Genomic DNA, 12,106 nt, shown 5'->3' with positions numbered 1-12,106 from the left:
ATCATCCAAACCGATGCGCTGTCAGCAGCATCTTGGTGGTCAATTAGAGTTCACCTTGAATACCAGCAATGGCGCTGTTTTCTTCTGTGGTGTTAGCGGGCCAGGTTAAACATCAGCATCAGCGCCCTGCTCTACTTTGTTCCAAATAAATCCGTGAACCATGTCCATATCAGCGGCGGTTCTTTGCGTCATCCAGTTCGGCTGGCTCAGGTAAATCAGCGCTCTATTCTTCGTGCCGCTGTTCAGGCCAATCCGTTTCATCGGCTTTATCTCGTTGTTGCCCAAGCGGCTGGCGTAGCTGGTTCCATCGCCACGGCACAACAAAAGTTTAAACACCGGACTGGCTATACGCAGCCGCTCCTTATTCAACACCGGTTGCAGCCTGCCGGTTAAACAGACGTTGTGCGGTTTTCCAAGCAATTGAGTTGTAGTGGCAAGAGCGGTTTAGATAGCAGGCAACATTGAATCCTGTTGGTCTTCGAGCTCGGTCGTTGGGGTTGGGCGAATCAGTCGAACCAATGCGCTGTCAGCAGCATCTTGGTGGCTAATTGAGGTTCAGATTGAATATCAGCAATGGCGCTGTTTTCTTCTGTGGTGTTAACAATCCAGGTTAAACATCAGCATCAGCGCTCTGCTCTTCTTTGTTCCAAGTAAATCCGTGAACCACTCCTGGTGCTGCGGCGGTTCTTTGCTTTATCAGGTTGGGCTGGTTCAGTTAATACAGCGTTCTATTCTTCGTGACGCTGTTCAGGCTAATCCGTTTCATCGGCTTGATTTCGTTGTTGCCCAAGCGGCTGGCATAGCCAGCTTCATCGCAACGGCACAACAAAAGTTTAAACACCGGACTGGCTATACGCGGCCGCTCCTTATTCAACACCGGTTGCAGCCAGCCGGTTAAACAGACGTTAGAACTAAAGTCAGCTCAGAGGTTCAATTCATGAAGAAAATCGTACTAATTCTTGCCTTCTTAGCTGCATGGCAATTTTTTCACACAAATACTTCTAGCACTCCTGCAACTGCTGATACATCACAACAGAATATCTCAACTGAAGTTCACGACGGGTTCAGCGATGAAGTTAATATGCAAGACGAACTCATATCTCCCCAACCAACGCCATCGAGCAATTTCAAATGCGATGGCCGAGTGTACTGCACACAAATGACGTCGCTAGAAGAAGCTGAATTTTTCATCAGAAATTGTCCTGGTACTAAAATGGATGGCAATAATGATGGTGAGCCTTGTGAAAGAGACAGCCGATTTCATTGACAAGTTGGTTCTAACAAATAGTTTAAGTCGTTCGCTTCGCTCACTGGGACGCGCAAAAAGCACGCGCGCCCCATAACTAAAATGTTAAGAGGCAAGAAGTAGGTGCAACAATCGTGGATTATGAAAGATAAAGTTATATCAGCAGTAAGGGAATTTGCTAACTCGATACATTCGAGAAGTAAAGTTGTAGCTGATATGTCTGCACTTATTGATGTGACGTCTCAGTTATCTCTCACTAGTTTTGATTATTGGGAGCGCTTAATTCGGTCAGAATTTTCCCTGGCACTAAGGGAGTCAACTCCCCCATGGTGGAAAGTTTGGTCTAAACCTAGCGAATTGCTGACTTGGCTAGATCTAATAAGCTGGGATGGTTACAAGCGCGAAAAAACCTTGAGTGCACTATCCGGTGCAGCGCCAAATACTTTCTTCTTTTCACTTATTGTCCGTAGGCTCAATGATTGGGTACCTCAAGTTCGAGAAGCCGCAAGGCAAAAGCTACCAGAGATTGCAAAAGCAACAAACCCTGAATTTGTTGTTGAAGCTCTTTGTATCGCACTTTCCAATTGGAATTCTTGGGGTAGGATTGAGGAAGCAGATAAAAAGGTTTTTTTGCAGATCATAGGCGAAGAGCAGATAGCAGATTTACTTAGGTCCAAGTTAATTTATTCATCATCTGGGCCGATGCCGTCTCTCTTTTCTCAGCTTGGACGTACACCGATTCTTGATGGAAAGATTGAAGAGATTGCTGGCCTCGCTATCCAACCTTCCGTTCGAGCCAAGGCTTTTCGAAGCCTATTCGAAGGCCGAATAGCATGGATAGAGGGTCGGAAGTGGGAATGGACTGACATCCGTTATTGTGAGGGAAGGTTAAAGCCGATCATTTCCGAACGAAAAGTAAATGTTCAAACTCCATTGCTCGACTTGTTAAAAATATCTTCTGAAGATCGTTCGTCTATTGTTCGGCGAGTTTCAGCAGAGTTTCTAATTCGGGAGCTAGAAAACCTAGGTACTGTCGCAAGGGAATTCGCTGAGAAGTTTGCATCGGATACGTCTGAAGCAGTATCCGAACGGGGTCGTTTTGCTGTGAAGCAACTGTATGAAGCGGAGCGCGCCAATGCCTCTTAACAAGCAACTACAACGGATCAAATTTCGCTGCGCTCAATTTGCCCGCTGAGTTGGGCGTTAAGGCTACTTTGATATCCATGAGGTTTTTTAATTGAATAAAAAGATAAATATTATCATTGGCATCATTGGAACTTTACTGCCTGTCTTTTTTGCTTGGATTCTTGGTGTAATAAAACTACCAGATGACGTTTACTACATTGATTATGTTGTTAATAGCGGTCTAGTATTAGATACTCAGCAAGAATTGACGTCCAACATAAAAGTCAATGTTGCAAATGAGCAGATTAGAAAATTAAGCACTTACAATATATTATTCGTCAACGACTCAGGAAGACATTTTGATAAAGTAAAAATAGAGTTCAAAGTCAATAAAAACCAGGATACAACTTTATTATCATCATCTATCAAAGGTCCGACTGATTATTCAGAGTCTTCTATGCGTTTAGTTGAAAAAAGAGACAATATTATTGTTTATGAATTTGATTATATCGATAGAGCCGATGATTCAGAACAGAACTATTATACATTAAGCCTATTATTTGCTGGTGACCCACCACAAAGCGTCAAACCTATAAGTACAGTAAAAGGGCTAAAGTTACGACCGAAATCCGACAACCCCAAAAATAGCATCTATGCAGGCCTCATAATTGTGTCATCGATTTTTTTATACATTCTACTAATTTATGTATCAGTTAAACTTGGTGATAGAAAGACGAAGAAGAAAGAAGAACTGTATAAATTAAAGCTTAAAGATAAACTTTTAACAATAAACTCTCTCAATGAAACACAAGCTGAAAGTTTAGTGAATGAAATTTTAGAGGTTCGCCGGGATGCATATCGAAATAGAGGCTTCATTGAGAATTATATAAAAAGGGTTTCTAAAGAGCCTTAACAAATAATTCAAACACGTTCACTTCGTTCACTGGACGGCACTACGTGCCGCCGTTTAATTAGAAGTTAAAAGCCTAAGAGACTCGCGGAGTACACATTGGAAAACGATATTATTGAACTGATGTCTAGAGGAGAAAGTCACAACGTTGAACTTCTTCATTCCGACGTATCACCACTCGTTCTCGCAAAAGTAATATCTGCATTTGCAAACGCAGATGGTGGAACAATTCTACTTGGTGTTAGCGATTCTTCTACCATAGATGGTGTAGACCCTAACTCTGCTAGAGCCAAGATCGAAAAAGCTCTTGGAATGCTCAGTTCATCTGACGTTGTAAGTTATGAAATACAGAAAACTCGTGTTGTTCTTAATGTCGCGGTTGTAAAAATCGAAAAATCAGATCATGTAGTCTTTTGTGACTCTGGGGCCTACATGAGAAGTGGCGGAAAGATCAGAGTGATGCACCAACAGGAAATCGCCTCATTAGTCGGGTCACCAAATGGTTCTATCGACGCTCTTTCCGGTGTGCTGGAAAAGCAAACCCTAATGATCGAATCACTTGAGAAGACCATTAGTGGCCTAAAGAGCGAGATTGCTGAGGGGAATAGTCTGATATCAAAAATTAAAGACCATTTGATAGGTGGTCTGGTTGGTATCTTGGTCGGTGTAGTTCTTGGGGGAATCGGCTTTTAACAAAAAGTTTAAGTCGTTCGCTTCGCTCACTGGGACGCGCATAAAGCCGCGCGCCCCATAACTAAAATGTTGTGCGGTTTGCCAAGCAATTGAGTGAATAGGTACAAGAGCGGTTTAGATAGCTGGCAACATTGAATCCTGCTGGTCTTCGAGCTCGGTTGTTGGGGTTGGGTGAATAATTAAAACCAATGCGTTGTCAGCAGCATCTTGGTGGCCAATTAGAGAGCGGCTTGAATACAAGCAATGGCGCTATTTTCTTCTGTGGTGTTAGCAGTCCAGATTGAACATCAGCATCGGCGCCCAGCTCTTCTTTGTTCCAAGTAAATCTGTGAACCACTCCAGCAGCGGCGGTTCTTTGCTTTATCAGGTTGGGCTGGTTCGGGTAAATCAACGTTCTATTCTTCGTGACGCTGTTCAGGCCAATCTGTTTGGCGGCTTTATTTCGTTGTTGCCCAAGCGGCTGGCGTTGCTAGCTTCATCGCAACGGCACAACAAAAGTTTAAACACCGGACTGGCTATACGCAGCCGTTCCTTATTCAGCACCGGTTGCAGCCAGCCGGTTAAACAGACGTTGTGCGGTTTTCCAAGCAATTGAGTTGTAGTGGCAAGAGCGGCTGCAATAGCTGGCAATATTGAATCCTGATGACCTTAGAGCTCGGTCATTGTGGTTGGGTGAATCATCCAAACCAATACGCTGTCAGCAGCATCTTGGCGGCCAATTGAGGTCCAGTTTGAATACCAGCATTGACGCTGTTTTCTTCTGTGGTGTTAGCGGTCCAGGTTAAACATCAGCATCAGCGCCCTGCTCTTCTTTGTTCCAAATAAATCCACGAACCATGCCCACATTAGCGGCGGTTCTTTGTTTTATCAGGTTTGGTTGGTTCGGATATTAAAGCGTTCTATTCTTCGTGACGCTGTTCAGGCCAATCTGTTTCGGCGGCTTAATTTCGTTGTTGCCCAAGCGGCTGGCGTAGCTGGTTCCATCGTCACAGCACAACAAAAGTTTAAACACCGGACTGGCTATACGCAGCCGCTCCTTATTCAACACCGGTTGCAGCCAGCCGGTTAAACAGACGTTGTGCGGTTTTCCAAGCAATTGAGTTGTACTGGCAAGAGCGGTTGCCAAATCAGGCAATATTGAATCCTGCTGGCCTTAGAGCTCGGTCGTTGGGGTTGGGTGAATCATCCAAACCAATACTCTATCAGCAGCATCTTGGCGACCGATTGAGGTTCAGTTTGAATACCAGCAATGGTGCTGTTTTCTTCTTTGGTGTTAGCAGTCCAGGTTAAATATCAGCATCAGCGCGTTGTTCTTCTTTGTTCCAAATAAATCCGAGAACCATGCCCACATCAGCGCCAGTTCTTTGCTTTATCCGGTTGGTCTGGTTCTGGTAAATCAGCGTTCTATTCTTCGTGACGCTGTTCAGGCTAATCTGTCTCATCGGCTTTATTTCGCTGTTGCCGAAGCGGCTGGCGTCGCCAGCTTCATCGCAACGGCACAACAAAAGTTTAAACACCGGACTGGCTATACGCAGCCGCTCCTTATTCAACACCGGTTGCAGCCAGCCGGTTAAACAGACGTTAAACAGATTTTGCCGTTTGATTCTTCTTATAACTAATTTTTCTAGAAATTCTATGACTGATGAAAGTTCAAATTGGGGGTCTTCATATATCCCCCCTCAAGAGTTAATGCGAAGATATAGCAGCGCAGTTGCATATGTCGCAGTTAAGAACCATGAAGGTGATCAAAATATAGGTTCTGCATTTCATATTGGTAACGGTGTTTTAGTAACAGCTCGCCACGTCATTTTCGAAAAAGAAATTTTAGAAATTGGCCATTCCGATAGCTGTGCAAATTTACAAGAGGTTTGGTACTCACCTGAGTTAAACAAGGGTTCAATACACGGACCTTATTATCATCCAGATGCAAATATTGATGTCGCATTAATACAAGTTGATGGGTTAGATAAAACAAGCATTCCTTTAGGTTTTCATCTGGATGATTGGCTAGATAACAGTTTAATTTTATCTGATGCAATAGTTATGGGTTATCCTCCTATTCCATTTGCTAAGGGGCCTTTATTAGTCACGACTAAAGCTGAAATTAATACTATCGTAGACCTTAGAGGTAATAATCCTCATCCTAGGTTTGTATTATCTAGTTTAGCTAGAGGTGGTTTTAGCGGTGGTCCAGCTATTTCTTGTTATGATTTTAGTTTAGGAGTAATTACTGATTCACTTTCATATGGTGAAACAGCTACAGAATTAGGCTATCTGACCGCATTAACTGTTGAACCAATATTAGACACGATAGGATTCCATAATCTATCAGTGCCTGACACATATGCTTCATGGGTCTTATATGGTTCAGAAAATCCATGGACTGATGAAGCATCTGATTGATATAGCATCTGTTTAACAAAAACTTAAAGCTGGACGGCACTACGTGCCGCCACTTAAGTCGAAGTTATGTCTTGCAAATTGCAGCACCAAGGTTACGACAAAAATGGTTAAGTTAAATTTTATTGTTTACTTCGTAGGTGTTGTAGCATTCGCGATAGTTTATGAGCCAGTAAAAGAATCCTTAGGTGGCGGGTTATTGTTTTTTATTTCAGCCATCGCATACCTGATCTCCCTAAGAGCTCTTGGATGCCTATTGACAAATATATTTCATCAACCGGAAGGCATGAACAAGAAATGAAATATGCGATTGCTATTATTTCATGCTCCATTTGGTTATTGATTTTTAAAATCTCAGGGTGTGAACTACTTGATTCGCCGTTTGGTTTTGTTTCTGGGTGCAAGAATCATGGAGTGAATTGGAACTCATTTTTAGCACCAAGTGGTTTCATTCTTTTGATTATTATGCCAATGGCTCTTATCCATTTTGTGGTGACAGTAATTGGTGTATTAATTGGTTACATCAAATTCATCATCAAAAAACAGAAAACATAACAAATAGTTTAAGTCGTTCGCTTCGCTCACTGGGACGCGCATAAAGCCGCGCGCCCCATAACTAAAATGTTGTGCGGTTTGCCAAGCAACTGAGTTGTAGTGGCAAGAGCGGTTGTCGAATCAGACAATATTGAATCCTGATGGCCTTAGAGCTCGGTCATTGAGGTTAGGTGAATCATCCAAACCAATGCGATGTCAGCAGCATCTTGGCGACCAATTGAGGTTCAGTTTGAATGGCAGCAATCGCGCTATTTTCTTCTCTGGTGTTAGCTGCCCAGGTTAAACATCAGCATCAGCGCCCTGCTCTTCTTTGTTCCAAGTAAACCAAAGAATCATGCCCACATCAGCGGCGGTTCTTTGCTTTATCAGGTTGGGCTGGCTCGGATATTGAAGCGCTCTATTCTTCATGACGCTGTCTAGGCCAATCGTTTCATCGGCTGTATTTCGTTGTTGCCCAAGCGGCTGGCGTTGCCAATTTTATCGCAACGGCACAACAAAAGTTTAAACACCGGACTGGCTATACGCAGCCGCTCCTTATTCAACACCGGTTGCAGCCAGCCGGTTAAACAGACGTTAGGCCACAAACATATGACCCCACAGGCATCCAACAAAACAGCAGCAATAGCGGGAGCATGGTGCGTCTTCGGGCTGATTCCTTTTGAATATCTAATGAATCACCACAAGCCCAGCTCTGTGCTTCTAAGCAACTTGGCGTGGCTAACTGGCATGGCGATATTTTTCATTGTTCCGGCCTACTTCTTCGTAATCGGAAAAGGGAATGCACCATTCCGCCGAACTTGGTTTCTCGATGCCGAAGAGCGGGCGAGATATGCCGTTGTTGAGCAACGTATGCTTGTCTGGTTCCTATCTGCAGGCGTGGTCGGCACCTTCTGGTCGCTGATATTCGGCGCCTTTTTTTGATCAAGGCATGAAAGCAAACATTTCTCGATTTAGTCGGTCGAGCAATCGCGTTCTATCGCCGGTGTTTACGAGGCATGGCCTAACAAATAGTTTAAGTCGTTCGCTTCGCTCACTGGGACGCGCAAAGAGCACGCGCGCCCCATAACTAAAATGTTGTGCGGTTTGCCAAGCAACTGAGTTGTAGTGGCAAGAGCGGTTTAGATAGCTGGCAATTTTGAATCCTGCAGGTCTTCGAGCTCGGTCGTTGTGGTTGGGTGAATCATCCAAACCAATGCGCTGTCAGCAGCATCTTGGCGGCCGATTGAAGTTCAGTTTGAATACCAGCAATTGCGCTGTTTTCTTCTGTGATGTTAGCAGGTCCAGGTTAAACATCGGCATCAGCGCCCTACTCTTCTTTGTTCCAAATAAATCCGAGAACCATGCCCGTATCGGCTGCGCTTCTTTGCTCAATCAGGTTGGGTTGGTTTCGATGAATCAGCGTTCTATTCTTCGTGACGCTGTTCAGGCCAGTCCGTTTCAACGGCTATATTTCGTTGTTGCCCAAGCGGCTGGCATAGCCGGCTTCATCGCAACGGCACAACAAAAGTTTAAACACCGGACTGGCTATAAGCAGCCGCTCCTTATTCAACACCGGTTGCAGCCAGCCGGTTAAACAGACGTTATACGCAAACAGGCCCGATATTATGAAGAGATTGGCGTTATTAGATTATGGGCGATTCTTTGCTTCATTTATTGTCGTTTTGTTTCACTACACATTCAATGGCATTAATAACGGCAAAATCACATCCATCAGTTATATCCCATGTGTGATTAATTTAAGTAAATACGGTTATTTAGGTGTTGAACTTTTTTTCATGATTAGTGGTTACGTAATATTTTTTTCAGCCAACACGGGGACCGCTTCAAAGTTCGCAGTAAGCAGAGCTGTTAGACTATACCCCGCATATTGGTTTGCTGTACTTTTTACCTCATCCTTCGCCCTGCTGTGGGGCGGAAACTTGATGGCAGTTCACCCTTATCAAATAGTTGCAAACTTATCTATGCTACAATCTTTTTTTGGAGTTCCTCACGTAGACGGCGTTTATTGGACATTAGTGTATGAAATTACTTTTTACTGTGCAATTCTTGTATTGCTATTACTAGGATTTCAAAAGCACTTACAAAATATATTCACATATTGGCCAATTGTGTTATTGGCATCCATTGCTCTTGGGGCCCAGTCACTGCCTTATATGGGCGGGTATTACTACTATTTTTCTGCAGGGGCACTTTTTGCCGTTCTTAAGCAACAATTTCGATGGAGAGCGGCATTCTTTCTTTTTGTCGTATATTTACTTTGCATAAATTTTTCTGCTAGTAGCGCTGTGCAGTTAACAAAAGCCAAAGGTGTTCTCTTTTCCCCTTTGGTCATAATTTCAATTATTACGATTTTTTTTGCTCTTTTCTTTTATCAAAACACAGGAAATGGACAATCTATAAAACTACCTATATCCCAAAAACTTGGATCACTTACATACCCTGTATATCTAATACACGCCCATTTCGGATATATGTTTATCAACAAATACGCAACAGAAGAAAATAAAATTGTAATTTATGTGGTAACTATTTTAATGGTCATAACGATTTCATTTTTTATCCATGAGATTATCGAGCGACGTCTTTCACGCCACTGGAATAAATTATTCTCTCAATTCATTGGCGGGTTTATAGACACCTTTGGAGGTGCCATGAAGAGAATGAGGTCAGCGAACAATTCAACGTCACGCAGGTAATCTATGGGAGTCAGCTATTTATTGACAACTCAAGTAATATTGGTTATTCCCCATGACTATTTAGCAGACGGCTCTCACAATGAACGTGCCCAAAGATAAAAACTTTAAAAGATTAAACTATTTAAAAAACATTGTTAACACTCCTATCAATTGAGCTGCATTCCGTTGAATTCCATCATTCATGGTTATTGTATTTACTGGGCGCCATCGAGGAAGTTTGCACGATTAACCGCCTCATCCCGCGCCATTGCTTTAGCTATTAATTGGCGCGCAACTTTATTCATTTTGAAATGCATAACAAATAGTTTAAGTCGTTCGCTTCGCTCACTGGGACGCGCAAAAAGCACACGCGCCCCATAACTAAAATGTTGTGCGGTTTTCCAAGCAATTGAGTGAATAGGTACAAGAGCGGTTTAAATATCAGGCAACATTGAATCCTGCTGGCCTTCGAGCTCGGTCGTTGGGGTTGGGTGAATCATCCAAACCAATGACTGTCAGCAGCATCTTGGTGGCCGATTGAGGTTCAATTTGAATACCAGCAATAGCGCTGTTTTCTTCTGTGGTGTTAGCAGTCCTGGTTAAACATCGGCATCAGCGGCGGTTCTTTGCTTTATCAGTTTGGGCTGGTTCGGATATTGAAGCGTTCTATTCTTCGTGGCGTTGTTCAGGCTAATCCGTTTCATCGACAGTATTTCGTTGTTGCCCAAGCGGCTGGCGTCGCTAGCTTTATCGCAACGGCACAACAAAAGTTTAAACACCGGACTGGCTATACGCATCCACTCCTTATTCAACACCGGTTGCAGCCAGCCGGTTAAACAGACGTTATGCCGTATATTAACCGGAGGCTTATGTGACACCTGAACAGCAAATGACAATTCTATATCTTCAAGCCGTGGCGGCAGCATTGATGGGGATTGACTATTTTACTGCTGAATCATTACGAAAGAGAATGAATGATTATATTCGCTCATATTTTGGCAGGGTTAATGAAAGAATTAATGTCGACATCAAGAAATCCGTTTCTGACATTTTAAGCATGAAAACAAGGCTTTTAATAGCACTAATATGTACGCTTGCGGGCTGCGCCATGTTTTCTGTCGCTAACAACCTCAGCTATGAGCACATCATTCTTGCTTGTTCGATAATATTAACAGGTGTAGCATTGATAGTTTATGGCTCTATTTTCATTTTCACAAAAATGTTCGACTTTTTGACGTTAATTGGAATGGCCGCTCCATTTAAAATAATCATACTATTTACAACAAAATCGCCAAAAGGACCACTTGCTGCAATTGGATTTATATTTTTGATAATTTCATTTTCAATAAGATATTCATACCTAAAGGCATAACAAATAGTTTAAGTCGTTCGCTTCGCTCACTGGGACGCGCATAAAGCCGCGCGCCCCATAACTAAAATGTTGTGCGGCTTTCCAAGCAGGTGAGTTGTAGTGGCAGGAGCGGTTTAGATAGCAGGCAATATTGAACCCTGCTGGTCTTCGAGCTCGGTCGTTTGAGTTTGGTGAATCATCCTAACCAATATGCTGTCAGCGGCATCTTGGTGGCCGATTGAGGTTCAGTTTGGATACCAGCAATGGCGCTGTTTTCTTCTTTGATGTTAGCGGCCCAGGTTAAACATCGACATCAGCGCCCTGCTCTTCTTTGTTCCAAGTAAATCCGTGAACCATGCCCACATCAGCGGCGGTTCTTTGCTTTATCAGGTTGGTCAGGTTCGGATATTTGAGCGTTCTACTCTTCGTGACGCTGTTCAGGCCAGTCTGTTTCATCGGCTTAATTTCGTTGTTGCTCAAGCGGCTGGCGTTGCCAGTCTCATCGCAACGGCACAACAAAAGTTTAAACACCGGACTGGCTATACGCAGCCGCTCCTTTTTCAACACCGGTTGCAGCCAGCCGGTTAAACAGACGTTGGGCCTCTCAAATCATGAGTCTACCGTTGTTCGCTTTTCATCGACTTCTTTGCATCACAGCTCCTGCTCTAGCTGTTTGTTGGTTGCCGTCTAACCAGCGCCGACCTCATGCGCTTAAGGGTAGCCGCACATGAAGACACTCATTTGGTTGCTCGCTCTGATCATCAATCTCATGGGAGCAATGGCATTCGTTCCTTCAGTGTTTGAGGGCGACGTTTCGGCACTATCGCGTGCGATTGGCGCTGTAATTGGTTTGCTGTTTTTCACAATCTGCGGCTTTCTCGTTGCAGGGCGTATTCATCGTTTGCCGGTATGGGGGCGCTCAGGAATGAAGCTCCTTTGCTTGGCCATTCCGATTTCTTGGCTGTTGGGGTCACTAGACCACGGCATGATTTCCGGGCTTGAGTTTCTTTCGCTTATTATTGTGGCCTTTCTTGGCTGGGGCTCATGGCGTGCGTTCTTGCTGTTTGAACCGAGGCCCAACAAATCCATCAACACGGACGCTGCGCGATGAAGCTGCGCTGCGCCGGTTATATCAAACGTTAGGTAACACC

17 protein-coding genes are annotated in these 12,106 nt (G+C 43.8%); 12 read left to right on the top strand and 5 right to left on the bottom strand.

Features of this window, described 5'->3' with window-relative positions; genetic code table 11:
- Positions 1 to 105 precede the first annotated feature (105 nt).
- Positions 106 to 372 carry a hypothetical protein gene (locus tag ACZYUB_RS07335; protein ID WP_463946770.1) on the bottom strand — a complete coding sequence of 89 codons (267 nt, stop codon included), beginning with the start codon at positions 370 to 372 and terminating at the stop codon, positions 106 to 108.
- A gap of 565 nt (positions 373 to 937) precedes the next feature.
- On the opposite strand from ACZYUB_RS07335, the gene ACZYUB_RS07330 reads away from it, so the two are divergent.
- The 5 genes from ACZYUB_RS07330 to ACZYUB_RS07310 all read left to right on the top strand — a co-directional run bounded on the left by ACZYUB_RS07330 (position 938) and on the right by ACZYUB_RS07310 (position 4,569).
- Complete coding sequence (locus ACZYUB_RS07330) at positions 938 to 1,267, top strand: excalibur calcium-binding domain-containing protein (protein ID WP_463946769.1); 330 nt, start codon at positions 938 to 940, stop codon at positions 1,265 to 1,267.
- A gap of 120 nt (positions 1,268 to 1,387) precedes the next feature.
- Positions 1,388 to 2,392 carry a hypothetical protein gene (locus ACZYUB_RS07325; protein WP_463946768.1) on the top strand — a complete coding sequence of 335 codons (1,005 nt, stop codon included), beginning with the start codon at positions 1,388 to 1,390 and terminating at the stop codon, positions 2,390 to 2,392.
- 91 nt (positions 2,393 to 2,483) lie between these two features.
- On the top strand, positions 2,484 to 3,284 hold the full coding sequence (locus tag ACZYUB_RS07320; protein WP_463946766.1) for a hypothetical protein: 801 nt from the start codon (positions 2,484 to 2,486) through the stop codon (positions 3,282 to 3,284).
- Positions 3,285 to 3,380: 96 nt separating this feature from the next.
- Entirely contained in the window at positions 3,381 to 3,974 is a 594-nt protein-coding gene (locus ACZYUB_RS07315) for an AlbA family DNA-binding domain-containing protein (RefSeq protein WP_463946764.1), read from the top strand.
- 280 nt (positions 3,975 to 4,254) lie between these two features.
- The gene (locus ACZYUB_RS07310; RefSeq protein WP_463946763.1) at positions 4,255 to 4,569 is read left to right on the top strand and encodes a hypothetical protein; all 315 of its coding nucleotides are present in this window, start codon (positions 4,255 to 4,257) and stop codon (positions 4,567 to 4,569) included.
- 294 nt (positions 4,570 to 4,863) lie between these two features.
- Here ACZYUB_RS07310 and ACZYUB_RS07305 read toward each other — a convergent pair whose 3' ends face one another.
- Together ACZYUB_RS07305 and ACZYUB_RS07300 are read right to left on the bottom strand one after the other, a co-directional pair.
- Positions 4,864 to 5,109, bottom strand: coding sequence for a hypothetical protein (locus ACZYUB_RS07305; RefSeq protein ID WP_463946761.1), 246 nt, complete (start codon positions 5,107 to 5,109; stop codon positions 4,864 to 4,866).
- A gap of 151 nt (positions 5,110 to 5,260) precedes the next feature.
- Entirely contained in the window at positions 5,261 to 5,527 is a 267-nt protein-coding gene (locus tag ACZYUB_RS07300) for a hypothetical protein (RefSeq protein WP_463946759.1), read from the bottom strand.
- Between the two features lie 82 nt (positions 5,528 to 5,609).
- Here ACZYUB_RS07300 and ACZYUB_RS07295 point away from each other — a divergent pair, with 82 nt between their 5' ends.
- The 5 genes from ACZYUB_RS07295 (at position 5,610) to ACZYUB_RS07275 (ending at position 9,625) form a co-directional block, all read left to right on the top strand.
- Positions 5,610 to 6,377 (top strand): S1 family peptidase, encoded by a 768-nt coding sequence (locus ACZYUB_RS07295; RefSeq protein ID WP_463946758.1) that lies wholly within the window; start codon positions 5,610 to 5,612, stop codon positions 6,375 to 6,377.
- A gap of 246 nt (positions 6,378 to 6,623) precedes the next feature.
- Positions 6,624 to 6,929, top strand: coding sequence for a hypothetical protein (locus ACZYUB_RS07290; RefSeq protein WP_463946756.1), 306 nt, complete (start codon positions 6,624 to 6,626; stop codon positions 6,927 to 6,929).
- Positions 6,930 to 7,379: 450 nt separating this feature from the next.
- Positions 7,380 to 7,850, top strand: a complete 471-nt coding sequence (locus tag ACZYUB_RS07285) for a hypothetical protein (RefSeq protein ID WP_463946754.1) — start codon at positions 7,380 to 7,382, stop codon at positions 7,848 to 7,850.
- A 313-nt stretch (positions 7,851 to 8,163) separates the two neighbouring features.
- Entirely contained in the window at positions 8,164 to 8,502 is a 339-nt protein-coding gene (locus tag ACZYUB_RS07280) for a hypothetical protein (RefSeq protein WP_463946753.1), read from the top strand.
- 31 nt (positions 8,503 to 8,533) lie between these two features.
- Complete coding sequence (locus ACZYUB_RS07275) at positions 8,534 to 9,625, top strand: acyltransferase family protein (protein WP_463946751.1); 1,092 nt, start codon at positions 8,534 to 8,536, stop codon at positions 9,623 to 9,625.
- A gap of 578 nt (positions 9,626 to 10,203) precedes the next feature.
- Here the strand turns inward: ACZYUB_RS07275 and ACZYUB_RS07270 are convergent.
- Positions 10,204 to 10,401: a hypothetical protein gene (locus ACZYUB_RS07270; protein WP_463946750.1), complete on the bottom strand. Its 198-nt coding sequence runs from the start codon at positions 10,399 to 10,401 to the stop codon at positions 10,204 to 10,206.
- 74 nt (positions 10,402 to 10,475) lie between these two features.
- On the opposite strand from ACZYUB_RS07270, the gene ACZYUB_RS07265 reads away from it, so the two are divergent.
- Positions 10,476 to 10,976, top strand: a complete 501-nt coding sequence (locus ACZYUB_RS07265) for a hypothetical protein (RefSeq protein WP_463946749.1) — start codon at positions 10,476 to 10,478, stop codon at positions 10,974 to 10,976.
- Between the two features lie 279 nt (positions 10,977 to 11,255).
- Here ACZYUB_RS07265 and ACZYUB_RS07260 read toward each other — a convergent pair whose 3' ends face one another.
- A complete protein-coding gene (locus tag ACZYUB_RS07260; protein ID WP_463946747.1) occupies positions 11,256 to 11,522 on the bottom strand; it encodes a hypothetical protein in 267 nt (88 codons plus the stop codon).
- Between the two features lie 160 nt (positions 11,523 to 11,682).
- Here ACZYUB_RS07260 and ACZYUB_RS07255 point away from each other — a divergent pair, with 160 nt between their 5' ends.
- Positions 11,683 to 12,066, top strand: a complete 384-nt coding sequence (locus tag ACZYUB_RS07255) for a hypothetical protein (RefSeq protein ID WP_463946746.1) — start codon at positions 11,683 to 11,685, stop codon at positions 12,064 to 12,066.
- Positions 12,067 to 12,106: the final 40 nt, after the last annotated feature.

The sequence above is a fragment of the Pseudaeromonas sp. HNCC25DJ182 genome, from assembly GCF_055413365.1.
The sequence above is the reverse complement of the archived record's forward strand: the minus strand, read 5'-3'. Positions and strand labels throughout refer to the sequence as shown.

Bases quoted from the DNA above. Each gene is read 5' to 3' on its own strand.
- ACZYUB_RS07325 (WP_463946768.1), top strand. From the start codon at position 1,388: ATGAAAGATAAAGTTATATCAGCAGTAAGGGAATTTGCTAACTCGATA.
- ACZYUB_RS07330 (WP_463946769.1), top strand. From the start codon at position 938: ATGAAGAAAATCGTACTAATTCTTGCCTTCTTAGCTGCATGGCAATTT.
- ACZYUB_RS07270 (WP_463946750.1), bottom strand. From the start codon at position 10,401: ATGCGTATAGCCAGTCCGGTGTTTAAACTTTTGTTGTGCCGTTGCGAT.
- ACZYUB_RS07290 (WP_463946756.1), top strand. From the start codon at position 6,624: ATGCCTATTGACAAATATATTTCATCAACCGGAAGGCATGAACAAGAA.
- ACZYUB_RS07255 (WP_463946746.1), top strand. From the start codon at position 11,683: ATGAAGACACTCATTTGGTTGCTCGCTCTGATCATCAATCTCATGGGA.
- ACZYUB_RS07275 (WP_463946751.1), top strand. From the start codon at position 8,534: ATGAAGAGATTGGCGTTATTAGATTATGGGCGATTCTTTGCTTCATTT.
- ACZYUB_RS07295 (WP_463946758.1), top strand. From the start codon at position 5,610: ATGACTGATGAAAGTTCAAATTGGGGGTCTTCATATATCCCCCCTCAA.